Origin of the sequence: Meiothermus sp. Pnk-1 (genome assembly GCF_003226535.1) — a bacterium.
In the GTDB taxonomy this organism is placed as follows: domain Bacteria; phylum Deinococcota; class Deinococci; order Deinococcales; family Thermaceae; genus Allomeiothermus.
In genome coordinates, this window is record NZ_QKOB01000010.1 from 1 (window position 1) to 24519 (window position 24519).

Consider the following 24519-nt stretch of genomic DNA (forward strand, 5'->3'; position numbering starts at 1 on the left):
ATCATCAGCCGCTGGATCTGTTTGCCAAACTCAATCACCAGCAACTCCTGCTCGGCTATATTCTTCCCCTCTCCCAGCCGCTCGTACTCATCCACCAACTGATGCATCCGTTCCCGTATTTCGCTCATTCCAACAGTTTAGGCTGTTTGCCTATTTTCAGGACACACCCGATACAATACCGATGATGGACCGCTATCGCACGCTCGAGGGTCTTCTCGTAGGACGCAAGCCGCTGCCTGGCGGGGACGTGATCCTCTCTTTTGTGACCCCCGAAGGGGCCATGCAGGCCGTGGCCCGCAAGGCCATGCGGCCTACCGGGCGCAGCGGGCGGCTCTCCCTATTCCATCACCTGCGTTTTCAGGTTTACCAGAAACCCGGCAATGACCTGCCCACGCTCACTCAAGCCGAGCTGGTGGGGCGGTTGGAGGGCTTGGAGCTTCCGCCTCGTTTCGCTTACGCCTCATACCTGGGCGAGTTGGCTTTCCGGCTGGCTTCGCCGGAGGTGGCGAGCCGGATCTGGCCAATCCTCGTCTCGGGTTTGCGCGGTATCGCCAAACACCCCAACTCCAAGATCGCCCTGGTCTGGGCAGGGTGGCGGGTGCTGCGAGCGGCTGGGTTGCAGCCCAACCTGACCGGAGGAGGCGCCAGCCTCGAGGAAGGTTCTCTCACCGAGGAAGACCGGGGGGTGTTTCTGGGGCCTGAGGGCGTGCAGGCCTTGCGGGCGGTTCTGTTTCTGCCGGGTTCGGAAGCGGTAGAGGCGCTCGAGGGGGCCCCTCTCGAGCGGCTACTCCGAGCCCTCCGGGTGCATGCCGACCACACCGTGGGGACGCTGAACTCAGCGGCACTGCTCTGAGAGCATGATCCACCGCGTTTTGCGCGCGGCGTGTCGAGTTGCCAGCGCCCGGCCATCCAACTGGCCTCTCGGCCACGTATGGCCATATAGCCAATGGATCCGGTGGGTTCTTATTTTCCTCACTATTATCTAAACCTTTTGGTTTACAAAATGGCCGAATTGTGATATCTTTTACCTAGGAGGGATAAGCATGTCTACCAGCGTCCTAGACACCATGAGCTACCGTGCGGGTGAGATCATCCTGTACCCGGGCGTACCCGGTCCCAAGGATCAACTCTACCGGGTACGCTCGGGGCTGGTGCGCCTCCAGAGCGTGGATGAAGAAGGCAACGCGCTCACCCTACGCTTTGTGCGTCCTGGCGAGTTTTTCGGAGAGGAGGTCCTCTCCGGCACCGAGCGGGCCTACTTTGCCGAAGCCGCCACCGACACCCGAATCGACGCCCTCTCTCCTGCACTTCTCACCTCCGAGGAAACCCAGCAGCTCACCGTACACCTGGTCATGGCCCTAGCCCAAACCTACAAGACCATCCAGCGCCTGACCGGTCAGCGCCTTAAGAACCGCATCGCCGCGGCTTTGCTCGAGCTTTCCCAGACCCCCGCTGCCTTCAAAGAGCCGGGCGGCCGCATGGGAGTACGCGCCACCCACGATGAGATCGCCTCGGCAGTCGGCTCAGTGCGCGAGACCGTTACCAAGGTCATCGGGGAGCTTTCCCGCGAGGGGTACATTCGCAGCGGCTATGGCAAATTGGTGCTCCAAGACCTGGAAGGCCTAGAGGATCTGGCGGGGCAGGCTGCCTGAACGGGCAAGGCTCGCTTTAGCAACCGCCACAAGGCTCGCTTTAGCGACCGCCACGTGGCTTTCAGCCCCTCGAGCTAGCGCTCGAGGGTTTTTGTATGTATCCACATGGCCGGATGGGAGCCCGTCCAGTCGGCTCTTGCGCGAGATGGGCATGGCGCGGCGCTTACGCCCGGCTTCCGGCTAAAAGGGCAGGGCGGCGGTTGGCTTTATATTGGCGGTATGAACCTTGACCATTATCCCTACTCCTCGCGCCGTCACGTGATCCTGGGCAAGCGCGGTGCGGTCGCGACCAGCCAGAACTTGGCGGCGATGGCGGGTATGGAGATGCTCCTGGCGGGAGGCAATGCGGCAGATGCCGCCATCGCGATGGCAATTGCGCTCACGGTGGTCGAACCCACCTCCAACGGCATTGGCTCGGACGCCTTTGCCCTGATCTGGGACGGTAAGCTGCACGGGCTAAACGCCTCGGGAAAGAGCGCTTTGCATCAGCCCCTGGCGGTGTTTGCCGGAATGAGCGCGGTGCCCGCCCGGGGCTGGCTGCCGGTGACGGTCTCTGGGGCCCCTGCGGCCTGGCGAGTGGTGCACGATAGGTTTGGCAAGCTGCCTTTTGAAAGACTTTTTGCCCCGGCGATTCGTTACGCGGAGGAGGGCTTCCCGGTTTCGAGCGAGACCGCCAGGGGTTGGAGCCGTGCGGCAGACGTATTTTTGGCGTTGGAGGGGCCAGCCCACCGGGCTTTCAAGGAGACGTTCTTTCCCGGGAACAAAGCCCCAAAAACCGGCGAGATCTTCCGTAGCCCGGCCCATGCCGCCACTTTGCGCGAGCTGGCCGAGACCGGCTGTGAGAGCTTCTACACCGGCCGCTTGGCGGGGCTCATCGCCGACTTCGCTGGCGACACCGGGGGCTACCTAACCCGTGAAGATTACGCCGCGTATCACCCTGAGTGGGTGGAACCCATCGGGGTGGAGTACAAGGGCACCACCCTTTGGGAGATTCCCCCCAACACCCAGGGCATCGCCGCGCTGATGGCCCTGAAAATCCTCGAGCCCATGGACCTAGCCCGTCATCCCCGCGAGTCTGCCGAGTCCTTCCACCTTCAGCTCGAGGCGATGAAGCTGGCCTTTGTGGAGGTGCAAAAGCACGTAGGCGATCCCCGGTATATGCGGCTCTCAAGCGCCGATTTGCTGGATCCAAACTACCTGGCCTCCCGCCGAAACCTAATCCTTGAAACTGCCTCCACCCCTGAAGCCAGCCTTCCTAGGGGCGGCACGGTCTATCTGTGCGCCAATGACGGGGAGCTGATGGTGAGCTTTATCCAGTCTAACTACATGGGTTTCGGGGCCGGGGTGGTAGTCCCGGGCACTGGCATCTCGCTGCAAAACCGGGGGGCGGGATTTACCCTCGAGCCGGGGCACCCCAACCAGTATGCCCCCGCTAAGCGGCCCTTCCACACCATCATTCCGGGCTTCTTAACCCAAGGCGGCAGACCTTTGGGTCCTTTCGGGGTGATGGGCGGGCACATGCAGCCGCAGGGCCACCTGCAAATGGTGGTGAACCTGGTCGACTACGGCCTCAACCCGCAGGCCGCGCTCGATGCCCCCCGCTGGCAATGGGTGAAGGGGAGGCAAGTAGACGTAGAGCAGGGGGTCCCCGAGCACGTGGTGCAGGGGTTGCTGGCCAGAGGGCACCAGGTCAGCGTAAGCCCCCACGCCGGGTACTTTGGACGGGGGCAGATGGCGCTCAAGGTAGGGGAGACGCTGGTGGCCGCGACCGAACCCCGGGCGGACGGGTTGGCGCTGGCCTGGTGAGGCGTCGCGAATCCTTGGTCCCGAACCAGTCGAGGTTGGAGCGAGCGCGGCGCTGCTATGTACGCAAAATGCTATTAAGTCCCAGACGGTCGTCTAGAGAAGGTAATGGACCATCCCCTCGCTTTCTTGGGTATGGATGTCGCCTTGCAAATGAAGGTACTCCAGGTGGGCCAGGGTCTCGGCCCAGGCGAAGCGGCGCTGGGCCACGCTGAGCTCTCCGGGGAAGAGCTTTAGGGAGAGCTCCCAGCAGGTTTGAGGCCGCCCGTTCATCAGCTTCAGCAGCTGGTCCAGGCGCTCTTGGTGATGGGCGGCCAGCTCCTCGATGCGGCCCCTGAAGTTTTTCAGGGGGCGGTAGTGGCCGGGCAGGGCCAGCGAGACCTCGAGCCCCTTGGCCCGCTCCAGCGACTCGAGGTAGAGCCCCAGCGGGTTGGGGTAGGAGTAGGCCCATCGGCCGATGTTGGGAGAGATGCGCTCGAGCACGTGGTCTCCGGCCAGCAGCACCCCGTCGCTCTCGCGCAGCAGCATGGCGTGCCCGTCGGCGTGTCCGGGGGTCCAGACCGCCCGCCAGCGCTCGCCGGCGAGCTCGAGCACCTCCCCATCGCGGAAGGTTTGGGGGGTTCGGGGTGGATGCACCCGGCGGTGGGTCTTCTCCATCTCGCGTCCCAGGTCGCTCAGGGTCTCCTCGGGGACGCCGTGCCGACGGAACAGCTCCAGGCCCTCGGGGGCCATCCTCTCGGGTTCGCTCCAGAAGGGGTGGCCGCGCTCGAGCTCCACGTCCAGCAGATACACCGGCACCCCCTCGGCCTCGATTAGCCCGGCCAGGCCGTAGTGGTCGGGGTGGTGGTGGGTCAGCACCAGACGGTCCAGGTCGGCGAACTTCAGCCCATGCCGGGCTAAGCCGGCCTCGAGGGCGCCCCTGGCCTCGGGGGTATCGAGCGCGCAGTCTACCAGCACCGCGCCGTCGCCCAGCAGCAAGTAGCAGTTGACGTATTGGAAGGGATAGGGGATAGGAACCGGGACAACCTCGATGCCGGAGGCGGTACTCATGGCCTCACTATACTCCTGGTTTGACTCGGTACAGAAATATGGCTCGAGGTCGTATGGGTTGGGTCGTACGCCTTGACCCTCGACGAACTACGGGCCACGAGCTGGCGGCTGGCCCCCTACCGCCGCATCCTCATCCACGGCGGGCCCGAAGGATGGTATGCTGGAGTCCCGTGAAAAGATGGCTGTTCGGCCTCAGCGCCGCCGGGAGGCGCGAGGCGGCTCAGCTTTTGTTTGGAGGAGAGCAGGATGAAATACATATTTGTCACGGGCGGTGTGGTGAGCAGTTTGGGCAAGGGCATCCTGACCTCCTCGCTGGGCGCGATTTTGCGGGCTAGGGGCTATCGGGTCACGGCCATCAAGATTGACCCTTACGTCAACGTGGACGCGGGAACCATGCGGCCTTATGAGCACGGGGAGGTCTTCGTGACCGGCGACGGGGCCGAGACCGACCTCGACATCGGCCACTACGAGCGCTTTTTGGATGTAGACCTGGCCCGTGGCAACAACCTCACCACCGGCCAGGTTTACCTCTCGGTGATCCAGAAGGAGCGCCGGGGCGAGTACCTCTCCCAGACGGTCCAGGTGATCCCCCACATCACCGACGAAATCAAGGACCGCATCCGCCGGGTGGCCAAGGAGCAGGAGGCCGAGATCGCGGTGGTGGAGGTGGGGGGCACGGTGGGCGACATCGAGAGCCTGCCCTTCCTCGAGGCCATTCGCCAGTTCCAGTTCGACGAGGCCGACGGCGACGTGATGTACATCCACCTCACGCTGGTGCCCTACCTGCCCACTTCCGAGGAGTTCAAGACCAAGCCCACCCAGCACTCGGTCTCGGCGCTGCGGGGTTTGGGCATCCAGGCCGACGCGGTGGTGCTGCGCTCGGACAAGCTGGTGCCCGAGGAGGTGCGCAAGAAGGTGGCCCTCTTCGCCAACCTGCGCCCCAGCGAGGTCTTCTCCAGCCCCACCGTGGAGTTCCTCTATGAGATGCCGCTGGTGCTCGAGGAGCAGGGCCTGGGCCGGATCGTGGAGAAGAAGCTGGGCTTGGAGCCCATCCAGCCCAACCTCAGCTTCTGGCAGGGCGCGGTGCGCAAGCTCAAGCACCCCTCGGCCGAGGTCACGGTGGCCTTCGTGGGCAAGTACGTCAAGATGCCCGATGCCTACCTCTCTATCCTCGAGGGCTTCCGCCACGCGGGGATCGCCAACGACGCCCGGGTGAACGTGCAGTGGGTCAACGCCGAGGAGGTCACCAGCCTCGAGCAGGCCGCCGAGGCCCTGCGTGGGGTGGATGGGGTGCTGGTGGGGCCGGGCTTCGGCATCCGCGGCATCGAGGGCAAGATCCTGTGCGCCCGCTACGCCCGTGAGAACCGCATCCCCTACTTCGGCATCTGCCTGGGGTTGCAGGTCGCGGTGATCGAGTTCGCCCGTAACGTGCTGGGCCTGGAGGGGGCCAACTCCACCGAGTTCGACCCCTACACCCCCCACCCCGTCATCGACCTGATGCCCGAGCAGCTCGAGGTCGAAGGGTTGGGCGGCACCATGCGGCTGGGCAACTGGCCCATGCGCATCCACCCCGGAACCATCCTGCACCGGCTCTACGGCAAGGACCTGGCCTACGAGCGCCACCGCCACCGCTACGAGGTCAACCCCGCCTACGTGCAGCAGCTTATCGAGGGGGGCCTCGCCGTCTCGGCGGTCACGCCGGGGATGCACGGGCGCGGCGAGGGCCTGGTAGAGGCCATCGAACTGCCCGATCACCCCTTTTTCGTCGGCCTGCAATCCCATCCCGAGCTCGCCAGCCGCCCCATGCGGGTCTCGCCCCCGTTCCATGGTTTTATTGCAGCAGCGCTCGAGCGCAAGGGCCAGACCAAGGACCTGGCGCAGCGGCTATTTCCGGAGGCTACGCAGCGGGCTTGATAGCACAGCGATCCGGATGGGCTAGCGGGAATGCCCCGATGCCGGGGAAGCGGTTGCTTTGCCTGAGGCGCTTCTTTCGCCGCGAAGCGGGGTGCGGTGTATGCCGCCGGGCGATGCCCGTACCAAGCCTGACACGGCCCCACCTGGCGCCGCGCCACAAGGCTCGCTTCAGCGACCGCCACGGCGCGGCGACGGGGAGGATGTCAGTCAGATGTACCAGTTGACAAAGGCGCGGGCGGTGCGGCCGGAGAAGCCCCGGCCCTCCTGGGCGAAGCGCAGGGCGGCCTGGGTGTCTTCTTCCTCGAGCGCTCTCCCCAGCAGATGGGCGACCGCTTCGAGATAGAGTTTTTTGTCGAAAGGGGGAAAGGTCAGCACCAAGCCGAAGCGGTCGGCTAGGGCTAGCTTGTCCTGCAAGGTGTCCCAGGCTGAGGGCTCGGAGCCGGGTTCAGGGCGGTCGGCCCATCCCTCGGCCACCAGGTTGCGCCGGTTGGAGGTGGCGATCACCAATACGTTAGGCGGCTTGGCATACACGGCTCCCTCCAAAAGCGCCTTGAGTCGGTGAAAGCGGTGATCCTCGGCGGGGAAGGCCAAGTCGTCGAGGTAGAGCACGAACTTTTGTGGCAACACCCGCAGTTGCTCGAGCAACTCTGGCAAGCGCTCGAGCCCCTCGGCCAGCACCTCCACCAGCCGCAGCCCTTGCGCAGCATAGTGGGTGCGCAAGGCCTTCACCGAGGTGGACTTGCCGCTGCCCCGCGCCCCGTAAAGCAGCGTCGGGAGCGCCGGCTCACCGCGCAGGAAGCGCTCCACGTTACGGCGCAAGAGCCCTAGCTGTCGTTCGAAGCCCACCAGTTCCTCAAAGCCGACCGGGTCAGGGTGGGCGACCGGCTGTAGCTGGGTGTCGTAGAAGAAGGCGGTGTGGTTGGCGAAAGGGGCGTAGCCGTGGATCTGGTACAGCCGCTGTAGGGCATTGGGATCGAGGCTTTCCAGCGCCTCGAGGGCGGATTGTTCGGCAGGGTGAGGGGCTCGAGTCCCTAAGTCGGCGATGGGATGCTGCGCCCGCAGCCGATTGCGTTCGATGTCAAGGGCATAGAGGGCTTGCCGGGCGAGTTCGGTCAGCCCAGGGGTCAGCTCGGGGCCTCCCTGGAGGATTTTCCGCGCCAGGGTATCGGCTTCTAACAACCATTGAGCCATCAGCCAGCCCCAGGGCTCACCCGCTGGGAGGTCACGATAGAGGAGGGCCTGATAAGGGAGGGTTGGCAGGGCTGGGAATAGATCGCGCATAACCTCAGTCTAAGCGTCAGGCCAAGGAGGCTGGATTTTCAGAGAATCTATCCCTGGTCTGGCACCAGGCCTGACCTACCGCGCTTGGCGTTTTGGGTGCGATGTCTGGCTTGCCTCCCACAAGCTTGATCGGGGCCTTCGGGCCACCGGGATAAAGCACCGACGCTTTGGGGGAGAGGTTAGGCGCTTATCCGTCCAGCAGAAAAACCTCACCCAAAATTGTAAGGGCTCCCATGTGCGCGCCAGCTTTCTGACCCACCCCCGTAACCACTTTTGGACTTGGTTAAACCACCTGACTGTGTGCACCTGACGCCTTTTTGGTGGGGTGGGCCACATTTGGGGCGAAGCCGGATTTTTGCGATAAGAAAGCCCCCGGACCTTCCCCGGGGGTATTTGGTGGCCCCTGTAGGGCTCGAACCTACAACCTACCGATTAAGAGTCGGGAGCTCTACCAATTGAGCTAAGGGGCCTTCTTCAAGCCTGCGCTAGGGCACAGACAGCAACCGTTAGGGTAGCGCTAAGCGATGAGGTTGTCAAGGGCTTGTACCCGCTAACCGGTTTTGGAGGGCGGCTCCTCGCCTAGTTTCCGGGAGCGATAAAATATACCTGCCGGTCTTGTACTCATCTGCGGAAGTGTGTTTGACAGAGCCATCCAGGCTCCGTATACTCCGGCAAACACCCCCGGTTTTGGCATGAACGCTTCTTGGAGTACAGGCTTTTCAGGAGGGCGGATTGGCACAACTCGCGGTAGAGAACGTCACCCTGAGCTTTGGCGGCCTCAACGCCTTGAGTGGGGTCTCGCTCGAGGTGAGCCCAGGAGAATTGGTCTCGATAATCGGGCCCAACGGAGCGGGGAAGACCAGCCTGCTTAACTGTATCTCGGGGTTTTATCATCCCTCTCGGGGCCGCATCGAGTTCGAGGGCCACGACCTCACCCACGCCGCTCCCCATACCGTCGCCCGGTATGGGGTAGCTCGGGCTTTCCAAAACATCGAACTGTTCACCGGCCTGACCGTGCTGGAAAACCTCATGCTGGCCCGCCACATCTACACCCGCTATGGCTTATTGGCCAACCTCTGGGTTTACGGCAAGGCGCTCAAGGTCGCGGTAGAAAACCGCAAAGTCGTCGAGGAAGTGATCGACTTCATGGAGCTCGAGCCCTACCGCAAAGCCTTGGTGGGAGACCTTCCCTACGGGGTGAGGAAGCGGGTAGAGGTGGCGCGGGCGCTTTCGCTTTCGCCCAAACTCCTGCTTTTGGATGAGCCGATGGCCGGGATGACCCTCGAGGAGAAGGAGGACATGGTGCGTTTCATCCTCGACATCCGGGCAGAGCGGGGCACCACCGTCATCCTCATCGAGCATGATCTGGGCGTGGTGATGGATATCTCCGACCGGGTATATGTGCTCGATTTTGGCCAGGTGATCGCGGCGGGAACCCCTGGGGAGGTAGCCCGAAACCCCCGGGTGCAGGAGGCCTACGTGGGGGTAGAGCATGCGTAAGCCAAGCCTAAAGCCCTCTGCGATCATCCGACCCACCCCAGAGCTCAAGCGCTACACGCTGCCGCAGTTGCTTCGCGCCAGGGCGCGGCACGAGGGGGATCGTGTGGCGCTGCGGCAGAAAGACTACGGCATCTGGAATGAGATCACCTACGCCCAGTACTATCAGAAAGTTTTGGGGTTTGCCCATGGGCTGTTGGCCTTGGGGTTCCAGCCGGGGGAGCGGTTGGCGATCATCGCCGATAACATCCCGGAGTGGCTGTACGCCGAGCTGGGGACCCAGGCGGTAGGCGGCATCTCGGCGGGGGTGTACCAGTCCTCGTTGCCTGCGGAAATCGCCTATGTACTGGACTATACCGGGGCGGCCTTCGTGTTGGCCGAGGACCAGGAGCAAGTAGACAAGCTGCTGGAGATCCGCTCGGAGATCCCTGGGGTGCGCAAGGTAATCTATGAAGACCCCAGGGGCATGCGCGCCTACGCGGGTGACCCCTGGATACTTTCGTTCGCCGAGGTGTTGCGTTTGGGGGAAGAGCACGCCCGCGCCCATCCGGGTGCGGTGGAAGCGCTGATCGAGCGGGGAAAACCCGAGGATATCTGTCACCTCTCGCTTACCTCCGGCACCACCGGCAGACCCAAAGCCGCCATGCTGATGCACAAGAACCTGATCCACATGGGCGTGGCGTTACAACAGATCGACCCCCTCGAGCCCAGCGACGATTACCTCTCCTTTCTTCCCTTCGCCTGGATCGGCGAGCAGATGATGTCGGTGGGAATGGCCCTGGCTGGGGGCTTCGCGGTGAACTTCCCGGAATCGGTAGACACCGCCATGGCGGACCTCAAGGAGATCGGGCCACACGTGATGTTTAGCCCACCCAGGGTGTGGGAGGGAATCCAGAGCAGCATCTGGGTGCGCATCTCCGAGACCTATGCTTTCAACCGCTGGGTTTACCGAAAGCTGCTCGAGGTGGGTTACCGGGCTGCCGAGTACCGCATGCGCGGCAAAGCCATGCCCTTGGGGCTGCGGCTGACCTACTGGCTGGCTGATCAGGCCCTCTTCAAGCCCCTGCGCGATCAGCTCGGCTTCTTACGCCTGCGCCGGGCTTACACCGGAGGGGCGGCCTTAGGCCCGGACGTGTTTCGCTTCTATCACGCCATCGGGGTCAACCTCAAGCAGATCTACGGCCAGACCGAGATCATCGGCATCGCTTTCGTACATCGAGACGGAGATATACGTGCGGACACCGTGGGCAAGCCCATCCCCGGCGGCGAGGTCAAAATCAGCCCATCGGGCGAGATCCTGGCCCGCTCCGACGCCGTGGTAGCGGGATATTGGAAGAGGCCGGAGGCAACCGCCGAAACCTTCGCAGATGGTTGGTTGCACACCGGGGATGCCGGTTACCTCACCGAGGACGGTCACCTGGTGGTGATCGACCGGGTGTCGGATGTGATGCATACCGCTGCGGGGCAGATGTTCAGCCCGCAGTTTATCGAGAACAAGCTCAAGTTCTCGCCCTTCATCAAGGAGGCGGTGGTCTTCGGGGACCAGAAGCCCTACCTGACCGCCTTCATCAACGTGGACCCACAAACCGTGGGTAAGTGGGCCGAGGACCGGGGCATCGCCTATACCACCTACATGGACCTTTCGCAAAAGCCCGAGGTGGCCGAGCTGATTCGTAAGGAAGTCAAGGCGGTCAACGAGACGTTGCCCGAGACCTTGCGCATCCAACGCTTCGTGCTCCTCTACAAGCTTCTAGACGCCGACGACGACGAGCTCACCCGCACCGGCAAGGTGCGCCGCAAGCTCATCCAGCAGCGCTACGAACCCATCGTTGCTGGGTTGTACAGCGGGGCCGACAGGGTGCGGGTAGAGGCCCTTTTCAAGTACCAGGACGGCTCGCTGCAGCGGCTCGAGACCGAGGTGGCGGTGTTGCAGGCTGAGCTTTCCCAAGAACTGGTGACGGGTTGATCGATATGAGGGACTTTCTGCAGCTTTTGGTCTCAGGGGTCGCGGTGGGCTCGATCTACGCCCTGGCGGCTTTAGGATTCGTGCTCATCTACAAATCCAGCCGGGTGATTAACTTCGCCCATGGCCAGTTCATCGCCATAGGGGCCTTCGCAGCCTATGCCTTGGCGACTTGGGCCAGGTTGCCCTTCTGGCTGGCGGCCCTGCTGGCGATTCTGGTCACGGCTGGGTTGGGGTTCGCGGTCGAGAGGGTTTTTCTCAAGCGCATGGTAGGTCAGCCGATCATCTCGGTGATCATGGTGACGATCGGCCTAGCCTCGGTGTTGGACGGGCTGATGTACCTGACCCCCTTCGGCTCGGGCAACTTCAGCTATCCGCCCTTTCTGCCTTCGGGCGGGATTTCCCTAGGGGGAGTGAGCCTCCCTTACACCCAGCTGCTGGCGATCGGATTCGCCGCCGCCTTTTTGTTGTTGTTCACCTGGTTCTTTCAGCGCTCGATCCTGGGGGTTTCGATGCGGGCCGTGGCCGACGACCAGATGGCCTCGATGAGCTTGGGCGTCTCGGTGGAGCGGGTCTTCGCGTTGGCCTGGGCCGTAGCGGGGCTCACCGCGGCGGCGGCAGGCATCGTGGTGGGAACGGTCTCCGGGCTCAACCAGGGGGGATTGATCGGGATCGGCTTGGCGGTGTTCCCGGCGGCGATTCTGGGCGGTCTGGACTCCGTCCCAGGGGCAGTGGTGGGGGGAGTGGTCATCGGCGTGTTGCAACAGCTCGCCGCGGGATACCTCAACCGGTTTGTCCCTGGAGGTGGAACCGAGTACGTGCTGCCCTTTGTAGTGCTGTTGGTGATGCTTTGGTTCAGGCCCTATGGGCTTTTTGGCCTCGAGGAGATCGAGCGGGTATGAAGACGCTGAATGCGGCACGCGGTATGAAAAGCGCAAGTCGTACGCCCTACGTTTTACGTCGCACGCTGATGACCGAACGCCGAACGCAAAAAGCCACGGTCTATAGCCTACGAGCTTTCGACATTAAGCGCTGTGCGCGGGGTGCTGTGCGCGGCTGGCCTTTAGCCTTGAGCCTTCGGCGCCCCGGAGGTGCCTATGCGTAACCCCTGGGCCCAGACCGGCAACTACCGCACCCGCTACGAGCAGGACGTCACGATCTTCGCTACCTACCGAGAGATCGTTTCGGTGGTGGTGTTGTTGGCCGCCCTTTGCCTGTTGCCGCTATGGCTCGAGCGCTCTCAGGTGCTGGTGCTCGATTTTATCTTCATTTACGCCATCGCGGTCTTGGGGCTCAACATCACCACCGGTTATGCGGGGCTCATCAACGTGGGCCAAGCTGCCTTCGTGGGAGTGGGAGCGTACACGGCGGCCCTGACTGCCCCCTACTTGCCTTTTTGGCTGAGCGTGCCTTTGGGGGGGGTGATCGCAGCGGGCTTTGGCTGGGTGGTTGGGCTTCCTAGCCTGCGGGTCAAACACCTCTACTTGGCCTTGGCCACCCTAGCGTTTCAGGAAATTTTCGTCTGGTCAGTCGGGCGCATCCCGGCCCTGGCTCAGGGAGCGGCCATCCCGGTGGAGATGCGTAACTTCCTGGGCTACGAGATCAGTTTTCGCAACCACAATTTCTTCTGGTATTACGTGATCCTCTTGGTGTTAGTGCTCCTGGTGATCGCCTGGCGCAACCTCCTGCGAGGGAAGTACGGGCGGGCTTTGATTGCGGTGCGCGACAACGACCGCGCGGCCGACGCGATGGGTATGGACCCAGGGCGCACCAAGCTGTTTGCTTTCGCCCTGGGGGCTTTGTATGGGGGGGTCGCCGGGGGGCTTTTGGCGTACCTCCAACGGGCGGTAGTGATCGAGGAATTCACCCTAGCCAAATCGGTGACCTTCCTGGCGATGGCCATCGTGGGAGGATTGGGAACCGTGGTGGGGAGCCTTCTTGGTCCGGCGTTCATCGAGTACCTGCGGCTTGGGGTGGAGCGGCTTTCCGAGGCCATCAAAAACAATCCCTCCGTCCAGCAGGTGATCCCGGCGGGGGTGGACCTGGCTTCGGCTTTGCTCCCGCTGACCTTTGGCCTGGTGATTGTGCTCTTTCTGGTCTTCGAGCCTAGGGGGCTTTACAACTGGTGGCGGCTCATCCGCAGCTACTTCCGCACCTGGCCGTTCAAGTACTAGGGGGTTTAGGCAACATCGCGCTCTGCGCGTTGCGAGGAGGGACTATGAAACGAGTGCTGATGCTGGCGACGGTGGTGACCTTAGGCTTGGTGAGCGCGCAGCAGACCAAGACCGTGAACCTGCTGTGGTCGGGGGCCATCACCGGCCCGACCTCTGACGTGGGGGGGCCTTACGGGGCTGGGGTGGAGGACTATTGCAAGTACGCCAACGAGCAAAAGCTGATTCCCGGCTTCACCATCAACTGCACGGTGCGCGACGACCAGTACCAAAACCCCATCACCCAGCGCATCTTCGAGGAAGCCCTAGACCGGGCTAAACCGGCTATATATCTGGGGTACGGCACGGGGGCGATGCTCCAGCTCAAGCCGCTCATCCAGGAGGTCAAGATGCCGACCATTCCGGCCTCGGCGCATATCGGCCTCATCGATCCTCCCAACAACACCTATATGTTCCTGCCGGTGAGCAGCTATTCCGAGCAGATCGTGGCGCTGATGGAGTACATCAACCGCGAGCTCAAGAAAAACGCCCGCATCGCCTTGATCGTAAACCCCAGCCCCTTCGGCCGGGCGGTGGTGGACCACGCCAGGCGGGCGGCGCAGCGTTTGGGGCAGACCATCGTCTCGGTACAGGAAGTAGGGGCGAATAACCTCGATAACACCGCTTTGCTACGCAACCTCGAGGCGCAGAACGTGGAGTTCATCCTGCACCAAAACGTAGCGGGGCCGGTAGCCAACATCCTCAAAGACGCCAAGCGCTTGGGGCTCGACAAGAAGATCCGCCAGATGGGTGCGGTATACACTGGTGGCTCGGACTTGATTCGGCTGGCTGGGGACGCTGCCGAAGGCTACTTGTGGGCCTCGAGCTACTACACCCTCGACGAGAACGCCCCCGGTATCACCTTGCAAAAGCAGCTCGCCCAGAAGTACGGGCGCAGCGCGGATATCCTCAACAGCACCAACTACACCGCCGGGATGCTGGCCGCGGCCATCGCGGTAGAGGCCATGAAGCGGGCTGCCCAACGCTTCAATGGTCGCATCGATAACGAGACGGTCTACCAGGCGATCATCGGCATGAACGGTCCTAACGCTTTCAAGCCGGGCTTTGCGGTCTCCACCAAGGCCGGAATCGAGATTGACTTCACCAAGAGCGAACAGACCGGAGCAGAGGGCTTGCGGGTGCTCGAGGCCAAAGGTGGCAAGTTCGTACCCATCACCGAGCCCTTCACCTCGGCGCTTTTCCGGCAAGTAAGGAATCCCTGAGATGTCCAGGGGGGCGAGGGCTGAGCGCTTGCCCTTCGCCCCCCACCCCTTCCAAAGAACCCCATGTCTACCCTTTCCGCCCGCCCCGAAGACCTGGGCCCCATACTGCTCGAGGTCAACAACATCGAGGTCGTCTATAAAGACATCATTCAAGTGCTGCGGGGGGTCTCGCTCAAGGTTCCCGAGGGATCTATCACCGCGCTGTTAGGCCCTAACGGAGCCGGGAAGACCACCACCCTCAGGGCCATCAGCGGCCTCTTGGTGCCCGAGGACGGTGAGGTGGTATCGGGAACGATCACCTATCAGGGCCACAACATCGCCAACCAGCCCCCAGAAGCTATCGTGCTCAAAGGCATCGTCCAGGTTCCCGAGGGGCGGCGGGTGTTCAAACACCTCACCGTGGAGGAGAACCTGCGGGTGGGGGCCGCAACCCGGCGCGACAGCAAGGTCCAGGAGGACTTGGAGCGCATCTATCACTACTTTCCCAAGCTGGCCATGCTCAAAAACCGCCTAGCCGGTTACTGCTCAGGGGGAGAGCAGCAGATGTTGGCCATTGGGCGAGCCCTACTGGCCAAACCTAAGCTCCTGCTCCTCGACGAGCCCAGCCTGGGGTTAGCCCCCCTATTGGTGCGGGAAATTTTCGAGATCGTCCACCGCATCAACGCTGAGGAGGGCACCACCGTGTTGGTGGTCGAGCAGAACGCCCGGGTGGCCCTTTCGGTGGCCCACTACGGCTACATCATGGAGTCGGGAAAGATCGTGCTCGAGGGCTCTCGCGAGTACCTCGAGCAGAACCCTGACGTGAAGGAGTTCTATCTAGGGGTGGCCAAGTCGGGGGGGCGCAAATCCTTCCGCGAGGTGAAATCCTACCGGCGGCGCAAGCGCTTCATGTAACGATAGTCACAAAAACCCGCATCCCGTGGGCGGGCGTGGGGCTTCGGCCAAGAACCAGGTGCCGGATCGGGTCTGGCCGGCAGTGAAGAAGATGTGGCCGTAGTCCTTGGTATTTTTGCCGCTGGCCAGGGTGATCTCGAGACCCTGGCACTCCTTCGCATGGCCATAGAGAGTATAGGTGGCCTGGGCGCGGGGCATGTCGCTCAGGCTGAAGCCGGGAGAGAGCGAGACCCAGTTGTAGAGCTTGAGGCTGAGCTTGCAGCGCCCCTGGGGCAGCCCTTCTACCGCGTTCACATAGCCAAAGCCGCTGTAGCTACGGGTATAGATTTGGGGCTCGTTGCTCCGCAAGAGGTCGAGCGCGTAGCTTGCCCCCAAGGTGCCGCCTATCCCAAGCAGAGCGGCTATGGCTACTCCTAGCCCGACCCTTAACACCCGCCGTCTCATCCTTCCGATGATAAAAGATATGCCCGGTTGGAAAGGGGAAGCGTAGACGAAGCGAGCTTTCCTAAAGGCTAGCTAAAGGTGGTACAGGGCAGGTGGCCCCTGAGCCAGCGCTCAGACTTTTCCTCACAAGACGCTAAATGCAGGGGATCGTCCTCAAATGTGTAACCGGACCGCTAGTACCCTGGCTGATACTCCCCCCACTCCTCGCGCAGCACCCCGCAGACCTCGCCCAAGGTAGCCCGGCGGCGGAAGGCCTCGAGCACGTACGGAAAGAGGTTTTCCGTCCCCTTGGCGGCTTTTCGCAGGGCCTCGAGCGCTACTCCCACACCCTGCCCGTCACGGGCTTCGCGGAAGCGGCGAACTTCTTCCTGGCGCTTCCGGTTGATGGTATCGTCGATGCGTTGGATAGGGGTGGCTTCCTCCAGGGGGCTATTGGGGCTGGTGAACTTGTTGACCCCTACGATGACGCGCTGGCCCGCTTCGACCTCGCGCTGGAACTGCCAGGCCGCCTCCTCGATCTCCCGCTGGAAGAATCCGGCCTCCACCGCCGCCACTGCCCCGCCTAGCCGCTCCACCTGTTCAAGGTAATCCTGGGCTTGGGCCTCGAGCATGTCGGTGAGATGCTCGACGTAGAAGCTCCCCCCTAGTGGATCGACCGCTCGGGTTATCCCGGATTCGTAGGCCAAGATCTGCTGTGTGCGCAAGGCCAGCAAGGCGCTTTTCTCCGTGGGAAGCCCTAGAGCTTCGTCGTAGGCGTTGGTGTGGAGGCTCTGGGTTCCCCCCAACACCGCCGCCAGGGCTTCGAAGGCCGTGCGTACGACGTTGTTGAGGGGTTCTTGGGCAGTGAGGGTGGAGCCCCCGGTCTGGGTGTGGAAGCGCAGCATCCAGCTTTTGGGGTCTTGGGCCCCGAACTCCTCCTTCATGATCCGCGCCCACATGCGCCGCGCGGCGCGGAACTTAGCGGCCTCCTCCAGGATGTCCGAGTGGGCGGCGAAGAAAAAGGATAGCCGGGGGGCGATCAGGTCCACGGGAAGCCCGGCCTCGAGGGCGGCCCGCACATAGGCTTTGCCGTCGGCCAAGGTGAAGGCGATTTCCTGGGCCGCCGTGCTACCGGCCTCGCGGATGTGATAGCCGGAGATGCTGATGGTGTTCCACTTGGGCACCTTTTCCGCGCAGAAGGCGAAGATGTCGGTGATGAGGCGCATCGAGGGCTGAGGGGGATAGATATAGGTGCCCCGCGCGATGTACTCCTTGAGGATGTCGTTTTGGATAGTGCCGCCCACCTTGTCCCAGGGAACCCCCTGCTCCTCGGCGGTGAGCAGGTAAAAAGCCAACAGCATCATGGCCGGGGCGTTGATGGTCATGCTGGTGGTGACCTTATCCAGCGGGATCCCGGCGAAGAGGGTTTTCATGTCCTCCAGCGTGGCGATCGAAACCCCCACCTTGCCGACTTCTCCCACTGCCAACGGGTGATCGGGGTCCAGACCGAGTTGGGTGGGGAGGTCAAACGCCACCGAGAGCCCGGTCTGACCCTGAGAGAGCAGGTATCGGTAGCGGGCGTTGGATTCCTGGGCGGTGCTGAACCCGGCGTACTGGCGCATGGTCCAGGGGCGGTCGAGGTACATCCGGGGGTAGATCCCCCGGGTAAAGGGATACTCGCCCGGACGGCCTAGGCGTTCCTTGTAACCTTCGGGGAGCGATTCGAAAAGGGGCAGGGTTTCGACCATAGAAACCTCCGTTAGCGGAATGCCCAGCTGAAGATCAGCATCACCAGCCCAATCGACCCGAATATCAGCAGCACCGGTAACAGCAACACCTGATAGGCCGCGATCACCAAGGCCAAGAAGTCCTTCCAATCCGGCTTGATCTCGGGTTCGGGGTTCATGGCTTTAGTGTACCGCTAAGCCCTCGAGAACGTTCTCTGGCAGAGAGCGATCCACGGCGTTTTGCGTACGGCGTAAGCGCCGGAAATCAGTTATCGGCGCGCTTAGCTTTATAGTGTTAGTCATATTACCGCAAAAGTTTATAGTAACATGATAGGCTTATAGTAGTTATGGACCACGATACTCTTACACGCGCGATCTTGCGGGCGGTTTCCCGTCAAGCGGGCTGGGAAATCCTGCTGGCTTTACGCCAAGGTCCCACCCGCTTTAGCGAGCTCGAGGAAGGCACCCAGGTGAGCCCCCGCACGCTTTCGGAGCGGTTGCGCGAGCTGGTGGAGCTGGGGCTGGTTGGACGAAGAGCTTTCGCCGAGGTTCCGCCTCGGGTCGAATACACCCTCACCCCGCTAGGGCTCAAGTTGCTGGAGGCCTTAGAGAGTCTTGAAGGTCTCCTCTTGGATTTGGATGCAGATGGGTCACTCCCTAAACCTAACCTTAAGTCAAGCGAGGATCAATAATGTGCTTATACTAGGGCAAGCGTGATGCAGGAGGCATTGTGAACGCACGGGCCATTGTGGTGACTTCCGGTAAGGGCGGGGTGGGTAAGACCACCACTACCGCCAACGTGGGGGCGGCCCTCGCCAAACTCGGCGAGAAGGTCGTAGTAATCGACGTGGACGTGGGGCTTCGCAACCTCGACGTGGTGATGGGGTTAGAGGGGCGGGTGGTGTTTGACTTGATCGACGTGCTCGAGGGGCGCTGTAAGTTGCGCCAGGCCATCATCAAGGACAAGCGCATCGAGTCCTTACACCTGCTGCCCGCTTCCCAGACCAAGGACAAGGAGTCGCTCGACCCGGCCCGCTTCAAAGAGACCGTCAGGCTGCTGCTTGAAGAAGAAGGCTTCGACCGGGTGCTCATCGACTCCCCGGCGGGCATCGAAAAGGGTTTTCAGACCGCCGCTGCCCCAGCGGAGGGGGCTTTGGTGGTGGTCAACCCGGAGGTCTCGAGCGTGCGGGACGCCGACCGTATCGTGGGGCTCCTGGAGGCCCGGGAGGTGCGGGAGAATCGGCTGGTGATCAACCGCTTGCGGCCCAAGATGGTACAGCGCGGGGACATGCTGAGCGTGGACGACGTGGTGGAGATCCTGGGGCTCAAACCCATCGGCATCGTCCCGGAAGACGAGCAGGTATTGGTTTCCACCAACGTAGGAGACCCTCTCGTCATGCGCAACGGTTCGCAGGCCGGATTGGCTTTCATGGATATCGCCCGGCGCATCCGTGGGGAAGAGGTTCCCTTCCCTAACTTCGAAGAAAGGGCCGGATTTTTCGGCGCCTTGCGCAAGCTCTTTGGGGGTAGCTGATGTTTTGGTTCCGCAAAAAGAGCAAGGACACCCTCAAGGAGCGGCTCAAGCTGACCCTGGCCTACGACCGCGCCCAACTGCCCCCCGGCAAAGTCGAGCAGCTCAAGAACGATCTGATTGAGGTGCTCCAGCGCCACTTTCCCGCTGAGCAGGAGGACCTCGAGGTCGAGCTAGAGCAGCGCGGCGAAAAGATGGTGCTGGTCGCAAATATTCCCTTGCGCTAATAGCCGATTGCGCGAGCGGTTATACTTTCCCACCTCAGCTTCACCCTTTTGAACTAGGCTGGCGTTGATGGTTCGCCGGGTTTCTCTTCTCGCTTATGACTGGACGCTCATTGTGTTGGCGTTGACCATCAATATGGTGGGCTTGATCACCTTGCGCAGTGCTTCCCCAGCAAATTTCGGACAGCAGGTCTTCTTCTCGGTAGCCGCCATCAGTGCGGCGGTGCTTTTGCAGCTCTTGAGCCGCCGGCAGATCGTCTCCTGGGCTTTTTTGCTCTACGGGCTGGCGATCGTGCTGCTGGGGCTAGTGCTAGTGGTGGGCCGGGAGGTGAACGGGGCCAAGGCATGGTTCGTGCTCGGCCCGGTACGCTTCCAGCCCAGCGAGCTAGCCAAGCTGGCCCTGATCCTGACTTTGACCCGATTGTTGGCGGTGCGTCCTTTGCAAGGCTTGCTCGACTACATCTTGCCGGGGATGCTGCTTCTGCCTTTGATAGGCCTCATCGTGATCCAGCCCGACTTGGGGGGTACGTTGGTGTTGCTCGCCATCTGGGGGGGGATCCTTTTTGTGCGGGGGCTACCTTGGAAGCACCTCCTGGTGGGGGTAGCGCTGGCTGTACCTGCCGCTTACTTCATAGTCTGGCCCAACCTCAAGCCCTATCAGCAAGAGCGGATCCTGGCGGGTTTTGATCCTGAGCGCGATCCGCTGGGTTCGGGCTTCCAGGTCACTCAGTCCAAGATCGCCATCGGCTCGGGAGGACTCTTTGGCAAGGGGTATGGGGAGGGCACCCAGACCCAACTGGGATTTGTACCCGAGCGCCAGACCGACTTCATCTACTCGGTGCTCTCGGAAGAGTGGGGTTTCGTGGGGGCGGTGGGGCTTTTGGCGCTGTATGCCCTTTTGTTTTGGCGGTTGGCCGCGATGGCCCTCGAGTGCAGCCGGCTCGAGGACCGCCTGATCATCGCGGGGGTGCTGGCTATGCTGTCATTTCAGGTCATGGTGAATATTGGGGTCACTTTGGGGCTGGCCCCGGTGACCGGCTTGACCCTCCCCTTGGTTTCCTATGGAGGCAGTAGCTTGCTCACCACCTATATCGCCCTCGGGCTGGCGCTCCTGGTCCACAGGGATCGCCACCGGGATATATAGGGATTGCGAGCCTTGCCAGAAAAAGCTCAGGCTTTGGCGCTATACTCAGAAGCAGGAGGCGCAGCATGAACCTAGGGCCGGTTGAGCTGATCTTGATCTTGGTAGTGATTTTGCTGTTATTTGGGGCGCGTAAACTCCCTGAACTAGCGCGCGGGCTGGGCCAGTCGGCCCGCGAGTTTAAGAAGGGTCTCGCTGAAGACAAGGATACCCTCGAGGCGCCCAAGGAAAACAAGCCGAGCTGAGCTACTCCTGGGGCATCAGGTGGAGGTAGCGTGGCTTGAGCGCTACCTCTAAGGTTTGCCCGACCTCGAGCCCCAGCCGCTCTTGAACGTGGCGGGGAATAAGCAAGTCCAGCTCGAGCCCCCCTCTAAATCTTCCTCTAAGCCCTAACCCCTCGGGTTTGAGCGAGACCAGGCACCCCTGGAGCCGGTTGTCCTCCAAGGACAGGGTATGGCGCCGGTCCGGACGCACCACGATGACTTCGTCCGAGCGCACGCCCACCACCACCGCCTGACCTGGCCGGGCCCAGGGAGTATCGGCGCAGCGCAGCCGTACTTGGCCCAGGCACACCCAAACCCAAGGTGGCTCCAGGCCCTCGATGCGGCCTGGGAGCAGGTTGCGATACCCGAACAGCCGAGCGATGCTAGGCTTGGCCGGTTGGGCCAGCACCGCGCTGCTAGGCCCCTGCTGCGCTAGGCCGCCCGGCTCGAGCACGGCCAGCCAGTCGGCTTGGTGGGCTAACCAGGGGTCGTGGGAGGCGGCCAGGGTGGGAAGCTCCAGCTGCCGCAAGCGCTCGAGCACCCCTCCAAACACCTCCTCGCGGGTAGCGGCGTCGAGGGCGCTGGTGGGCTCATCGAGCAGCAGCAGTTGGGGTTCGCGGGCCAGGGCTCGAGCCAGCGCTACCCGCTGGGCCTGTCCCCCCGAGAGTTCCCTTGGGTACCGCTCGGCCAGGTCGGCGATGCCCATGGCTTCCAGAAACTCCAGGCTGCGTTTGCGGTGGCGCGGGTGTACCTGCCCCAGGGCAAACGCCACGTTCTGCCAGGCTTTGAGGTGGGGGAACAGCGCATAGTGCTGGGGGAGATACCCCACCGGACGGCGCTGGGGAGGGAGGTGGGCAAAGGGCTCACCCTGAGCTGGGATGAGCCCGGCTAACGCCTTGAGCAGGCTGGTCTTTCCCACCCCACTCGGGCCCAGCAGAACGGTGAAGCCCTGCACCTCGAGGTCTACCTGGAGGGGAAGGGGATAGTGAAGCGTGTAACGGATCTCCACCGAGCCTCCAGGAAGCGTACAGAGAGCAACAGTACGAAAGAGAGGATGACCAGGAGCAAGGCTACCCGGTTGGCCTCCTGCAAGTGTAGGGCTTGGGTCAGCTCGAAGAGGTAGATGCTCACCACCCGGGTCTCCCCCGGTAGGCTTCCTCCGATCATGATGACTACCCCGAACTCTCCTAAGCTGTGGGCGAAAGCCAGGAGGGTGCCAGAGAGCAGCCCGGGAAGCGATAGAGGTAAAATCACCTCGCGCCAGACCCGCCCAGGTCCGGCGCCTAGGGTGTACGCGGTTTGTAACAGCTCTTCATCAAGACTACGGAAGGCTTCGCGGTAGGCGGATAGGGCTAGAGGAAGGTTGAAGATCACGGAGCCCAGCAGAATCCCCTTGAAGGTGAAGGCCCAGTGGAGCCCCAGGTAGCGGGCCAGCGGGCCGCTTTCTCCTACCAGCAGGAGAATATAAAACCCCAGTACCGTCGGCGGGAGCACCAACGGCAGGAGCAAGAGGGTCTCCAGGGCCTCTTGGCCAAAGAAGCGGCGACGGGCCAGCAGCCAGGCCAGGGGAGTGCCTACGGCAAGCAGGATCACCGCGGTCCAGAAGGCCAGCCGTAGGGTGACGATGAGGGATTCGCTCACGGGGTCTCGTACCCGTAGCTTTTCAGGATGGTCTTGGCTTTGTCGGAGCTGATGAATTCGTACAGGGCGCGCACCTCGGGGCGATCTCTACCTTTCACCATGACGTAGGCCTGGTCCAGGGGGGTGTAGAGGCGCTGGGCGACTACTAGAAACTTCCCTTGGTTGCGCAGGTCGGGGCTGAAGGTATAGGAGAAGGGGATAAACCCCGCGTCCGCCGCGCTCAGGGTGAGCTGGGCGGCCTGGGCGATGTCCTGGCCGAAGACCAGCTTGGATTTGACCTGCTCGTAGATCCCTAGGGCTTGTAGGGTCTGCTGGGCCGCCCGGCCGTAGGGGGCAGTCTCGGGGTTGGCAATGGCGAGGCGGCGAATCTTGGGGTCCAGGATTATCTTGAGGTCTTTAGGCTCTAGCCCTACCCGGTTGGGGATGAACAGGATCAGCTTACCTCGAGCGTAGACCTTGCGGGTGTTGGGTTCAGCCCGCCCCTCCTTCTCCACCCTCTCCGGGAAGGAGGTATCGGCGGCCAGAAAGAGGTCGAAGGGGGCGCCTTGAAGGATCTGTTGGGTGAAGTTGCCGGAGGCGCCGAAAACCGCCGACACCTTAAAGTTGGGGTACTCCTTTTCAAAAACCCGTGCGATCTCCGTGAACGCATCGCGCAAATTGGCGGCCACCGCGACCCGAACCTCGGCCTGTTGCGCCAAAGCCAGGCCCAACGCTACTGTCAAGCCCACAAGAAGTTTTCGCATCCTCTCACCTCGCCTGTGCATCGCGGACCTCGAGCCGAATCACCCCGCTGACATAACGCCCGCCCCGCTTATCGCCGGGGACCACCAGGCGAAAAGGGCCTCGCTCCCCTTCCAGGGGTTTTCCGTCCTCCTCCCAAGCCAAAAGCACCGGTTGGGCGCCGAACTCGGGGTCTAGCTCACCCCAGGAGAAGATCACGGCGTAGCCGTCCTTGGCGGTAACTAGCACGAATTTGCGCAGCTTGTCGTTTTTTCTCGCCTCGAGCTTGAGCCCTGCGCGCTGGATCACCTCGGCCAGCCGCACCCCTCGGTAGCTGTGCTGCTCTTGGCCTTGGCCGGACAAAAAGATCACCGTAACGGTTTCCGTTGGCAGCGCCTGAAGGTCGGCTAGGGTGAGCTTGGCAGGTCGCTCGAGCAATCCCGCCAGCTCTATCTCGCCGCTTTGCGCCAGCGCCAACGCCGAGAGGACCAAAATAACCACCGATAGCAACCGTCGCATAGCTTCCTCAGGGGGTAGCGATCATCACCTCGGTGGACTTGATCACCACGATCACCGCTTTGCCCGGCTCCAAGCCCAAGGATTCTGCGGCGGTGCGGGTGATGGCCGATACGATCTCGTGTTCGCCGACCCGTACCGTCACCTCAGCCATCACTTCGCCGTACTTGACCGATTTCACCGTGCCGGGTAGCTGGTTGCGCGCACTGATTTGCATAGACCCTCCGGTATTCACACTGTAACGTAAAAGTAACACCGTGACTACTGCCGCGGGGGTCCTTCGGCCAGGAGGCGCTCGACGAAGCGCAGCCCGGCTTTAGCGTGCTCGAGCCTCCACAGCAGGACGATCCGGCCCACCCCCTGTTGGTGCGCTTCCTGGGCCTCGAGGGTATGGAGGGTGCGCTGGTAATGGGCGCGCTGGCGCGAGAGTAGGGGTCCCCAGTCGGCCCCGCTGCGGAGCAAGAAGATAAGCTTCAGCCGCAGTTCGCTACGGCCCAACCGCAGGCGGGTAACGGGGAGGCGAAGCCATTCCTCCACGGCCCCGCGCCCCGCTTCGGTGGCTGCAAACACCGTGCGCTGTGGGCCGGCCAGCCCCGGCTCGCGGCGCACGGCGCGGGCCAGCCCAGCCTGGGTGAGGTGTTCCAGGACGCGGTAGACCTGGGGGCGCTGAATGCTCCAGACGCTCCCCAGCTCACCCCCAGCGGAGAAGAGCGCCGCGAGGTGGAAACCGTGGGCTTCACCTTCGGCGAGCGCGGCGAGCACCGCCCAATCGCTGGTGGAGAGCTTGGGCAAGGCGCTTTTGTCGGACATCACCCACGTAGCCTAGCAAAAAGCCGTTGCGCAGGG

At 62.5% G+C, this 24519-nt stretch carries 26 protein-coding genes and 1 tRNA gene; 15 read left to right on the plus strand and 12 right to left on the minus strand.

From position 1 onward, the window contains the following. Positions 1 to 184 precede the first annotated feature (184 nt). From DNA98_RS12720 to DNA98_RS12730, 3 genes are all read left to right on the plus strand, one after another. Positions 185 to 853, plus strand: coding sequence for a DNA repair protein RecO (locus DNA98_RS12720; RefSeq protein ID WP_110531305.1), 669 nt, complete (start codon positions 185 to 187; stop codon positions 851 to 853). A gap of 190 nt (positions 854 to 1043) precedes the next feature. Then, positions 1044 to 1652: a helix-turn-helix domain-containing protein gene (locus DNA98_RS12725; RefSeq protein ID WP_110531306.1), complete on the plus strand. Its 609-nt coding sequence runs from the start codon at positions 1044 to 1046 to the stop codon at positions 1650 to 1652. A gap of 219 nt (positions 1653 to 1871) precedes the next feature. After that, entirely contained in the window at positions 1872 to 3458 is a 1587-nt protein-coding gene (locus DNA98_RS12730; RefSeq protein ID WP_110531307.1) for a gamma-glutamyltransferase family protein, read from the plus strand. A 93-nt stretch (positions 3459 to 3551) separates the two neighbouring features. Here DNA98_RS12730 and DNA98_RS12735 read toward each other — a convergent pair whose 3' ends face one another. Beyond that, entirely contained in the window at positions 3552 to 4505 is a 954-nt protein-coding gene (locus DNA98_RS12735; protein WP_110531309.1) for an MBL fold metallo-hydrolase, read from the minus strand. Positions 4506 to 4751: 246 nt separating this feature from the next. Here DNA98_RS12735 and DNA98_RS12740 point away from each other — a divergent pair, with 246 nt between their 5' ends. Next, positions 4752 to 6419, plus strand: a complete 1668-nt coding sequence (locus DNA98_RS12740) for a CTP synthase (protein ID WP_110531311.1) — start codon at positions 4752 to 4754, stop codon at positions 6417 to 6419. 207 nt (positions 6420 to 6626) lie between these two features. Here DNA98_RS12740 and DNA98_RS12745 read toward each other — a convergent pair whose 3' ends face one another. Together DNA98_RS12745 and DNA98_RS12750 are read right to left on the minus strand one after the other, a co-directional pair. Beyond that, positions 6627 to 7700, minus strand: coding sequence for an ATP-binding protein (locus tag DNA98_RS12745; RefSeq protein WP_110531313.1), 1074 nt, complete (start codon positions 7698 to 7700; stop codon positions 6627 to 6629). A 394-nt stretch (positions 7701 to 8094) separates the two neighbouring features. Then, positions 8095 to 8170 (minus strand) — tRNA-Lys (locus tag DNA98_RS12750). Between the two features lie 262 nt (positions 8171 to 8432). On the opposite strand from DNA98_RS12750, the gene DNA98_RS12755 reads away from it, so the two are divergent. The 6 genes from DNA98_RS12755 to DNA98_RS12780 all read left to right on the plus strand — a co-directional run bounded on the left by DNA98_RS12755 (position 8433) and on the right by DNA98_RS12780 (position 15487). Then, positions 8433 to 9200, plus strand: a complete 768-nt coding sequence (locus DNA98_RS12755; protein ID WP_110531315.1) for an ABC transporter ATP-binding protein — start codon at positions 8433 to 8435, stop codon at positions 9198 to 9200. Then, the gene (locus tag DNA98_RS12760; protein WP_110531317.1) at positions 9193 to 11163 is read left to right on the plus strand and encodes a long-chain fatty acid--CoA ligase; all 1971 of its coding nucleotides are present in this window, start codon (positions 9193 to 9195) and stop codon (positions 11161 to 11163) included. Before DNA98_RS12755 ends, DNA98_RS12760 begins: the two co-directional genes overlap by 8 nt. A 5-nt stretch (positions 11164 to 11168) precedes the next feature. Then, positions 11169 to 12062 (plus strand): branched-chain amino acid ABC transporter permease, encoded by an 894-nt coding sequence (locus DNA98_RS12765; RefSeq protein WP_110531319.1) that lies wholly within the window; start codon positions 11169 to 11171, stop codon positions 12060 to 12062. Between the two features lie 195 nt (positions 12063 to 12257). Beyond that, positions 12258 to 13334: a branched-chain amino acid ABC transporter permease gene (locus tag DNA98_RS12770; protein ID WP_110531321.1), complete on the plus strand. Its 1077-nt coding sequence runs from the start codon at positions 12258 to 12260 to the stop codon at positions 13332 to 13334. A 44-nt stretch (positions 13335 to 13378) separates the two neighbouring features. Further along, positions 13379 to 14593 (plus strand): ABC transporter substrate-binding protein, encoded by a 1215-nt coding sequence (locus DNA98_RS12775; protein WP_110531323.1) that lies wholly within the window; start codon positions 13379 to 13381, stop codon positions 14591 to 14593. A 63-nt stretch (positions 14594 to 14656) separates the two neighbouring features. Next, complete coding sequence (locus DNA98_RS12780) at positions 14657 to 15487, plus strand: ABC transporter ATP-binding protein (protein WP_110531325.1); 831 nt, start codon at positions 14657 to 14659, stop codon at positions 15485 to 15487. Positions 15488 to 15493: 6 nt separating this feature from the next. Here DNA98_RS12780 and DNA98_RS12785 read toward each other — a convergent pair whose 3' ends face one another. From DNA98_RS12785 to DNA98_RS17945, 3 genes are all read right to left on the minus strand, one after another. Beyond that, positions 15494 to 15931: a hypothetical protein gene (locus DNA98_RS12785; RefSeq protein WP_110531327.1), complete on the minus strand. Its 438-nt coding sequence runs from the start codon at positions 15929 to 15931 to the stop codon at positions 15494 to 15496. A 173-nt stretch (positions 15932 to 16104) separates the two neighbouring features. Then, positions 16105 to 17658: a methylmalonyl-CoA mutase gene (locus DNA98_RS12790; RefSeq protein ID WP_110531329.1), complete on the minus strand. Its 1554-nt coding sequence runs from the start codon at positions 17656 to 17658 to the stop codon at positions 16105 to 16107. An 11-nt stretch (positions 17659 to 17669) separates the two neighbouring features. After that, positions 17670 to 17816 (minus strand): hypothetical protein, encoded by a 147-nt coding sequence (locus DNA98_RS17945; RefSeq protein ID WP_165363997.1) that lies wholly within the window; start codon positions 17814 to 17816, stop codon positions 17670 to 17672. Positions 17817 to 17984: 168 nt separating this feature from the next. On the opposite strand from DNA98_RS17945, the gene DNA98_RS12795 reads away from it, so the two are divergent. The 5 genes from DNA98_RS12795 (at position 17985) to DNA98_RS12815 (ending at position 20778) form a co-directional block, all read left to right on the plus strand. Then, positions 17985 to 18329: a helix-turn-helix domain-containing protein gene (locus DNA98_RS12795; protein WP_110531331.1), complete on the plus strand. Its 345-nt coding sequence runs from the start codon at positions 17985 to 17987 to the stop codon at positions 18327 to 18329. A 38-nt stretch (positions 18330 to 18367) separates the two neighbouring features. Beyond that, positions 18368 to 19171 carry a septum site-determining protein MinD gene (gene minD / locus DNA98_RS12800; protein ID WP_110531333.1) on the plus strand — a complete coding sequence of 268 codons (804 nt, stop codon included), beginning with the start codon at positions 18368 to 18370 and terminating at the stop codon, positions 19169 to 19171. Further along, positions 19171 to 19395, plus strand: a complete 225-nt coding sequence (minE, locus tag DNA98_RS12805) for a cell division topological specificity factor MinE (RefSeq protein ID WP_013158008.1) — start codon at positions 19171 to 19173, stop codon at positions 19393 to 19395. Before minD ends, minE begins: the two co-directional genes overlap by 1 nt. A gap of 67 nt (positions 19396 to 19462) precedes the next feature. Further along, positions 19463 to 20536, plus strand: a complete 1074-nt coding sequence (rodA, locus tag DNA98_RS12810) for a rod shape-determining protein RodA (protein WP_110531334.1) — start codon at positions 19463 to 19465, stop codon at positions 20534 to 20536. A 65-nt stretch (positions 20537 to 20601) separates the two neighbouring features. After that, positions 20602 to 20778: a twin-arginine translocase TatA/TatE family subunit gene (locus DNA98_RS12815; protein ID WP_110531337.1), complete on the plus strand. Its 177-nt coding sequence runs from the start codon at positions 20602 to 20604 to the stop codon at positions 20776 to 20778. 1 nt (position 20779) lies between these two features. Here DNA98_RS12815 and DNA98_RS12820 read toward each other — a convergent pair whose 3' ends face one another. From DNA98_RS12820 to DNA98_RS12845, 6 genes are read right to left on the minus strand one after another with little or no spacing between them, the layout of a single operon-like run. Next, the gene (locus DNA98_RS12820; protein ID WP_110531339.1) at positions 20780 to 21805 is read right to left on the minus strand and encodes an ABC transporter ATP-binding protein; all 1026 of its coding nucleotides are present in this window, start codon (positions 21803 to 21805) and stop codon (positions 20780 to 20782) included. Continuing rightward, complete coding sequence (gene modB / locus DNA98_RS12825; protein ID WP_110531341.1) at positions 21760 to 22437, minus strand: molybdate ABC transporter permease subunit; 678 nt, start codon at positions 22435 to 22437, stop codon at positions 21760 to 21762. The genes DNA98_RS12820 and modB overlap by 46 nt, the downstream gene beginning before the upstream one ends. Continuing rightward, positions 22434 to 23180, minus strand: a complete 747-nt coding sequence (modA, locus tag DNA98_RS12830; RefSeq protein WP_158531649.1) for a molybdate ABC transporter substrate-binding protein — start codon at positions 23178 to 23180, stop codon at positions 22434 to 22436. The genes modB and modA overlap by 4 nt, the downstream gene beginning before the upstream one ends. Positions 23181 to 23184: 4 nt before the next feature. After that, positions 23185 to 23676 carry a molybdopterin-dependent oxidoreductase gene (locus DNA98_RS12835; protein WP_110531345.1) on the minus strand — a complete coding sequence of 164 codons (492 nt, stop codon included), beginning with the start codon at positions 23674 to 23676 and terminating at the stop codon, positions 23185 to 23187. Positions 23677 to 23683: 7 nt separating this feature from the next. Further along, the gene (locus tag DNA98_RS12840) at positions 23684 to 23890 is read right to left on the minus strand and encodes a molybdopterin-binding protein (RefSeq protein ID WP_110531347.1); all 207 of its coding nucleotides are present in this window, start codon (positions 23888 to 23890) and stop codon (positions 23684 to 23686) included. A gap of 44 nt (positions 23891 to 23934) precedes the next feature. Next, the gene (locus DNA98_RS12845) at positions 23935 to 24483 is read right to left on the minus strand and encodes a PadR family transcriptional regulator (protein ID WP_110531349.1); all 549 of its coding nucleotides are present in this window, start codon (positions 24481 to 24483) and stop codon (positions 23935 to 23937) included. Between the last annotated feature and the right edge of the window lie 36 nt (positions 24484 to 24519).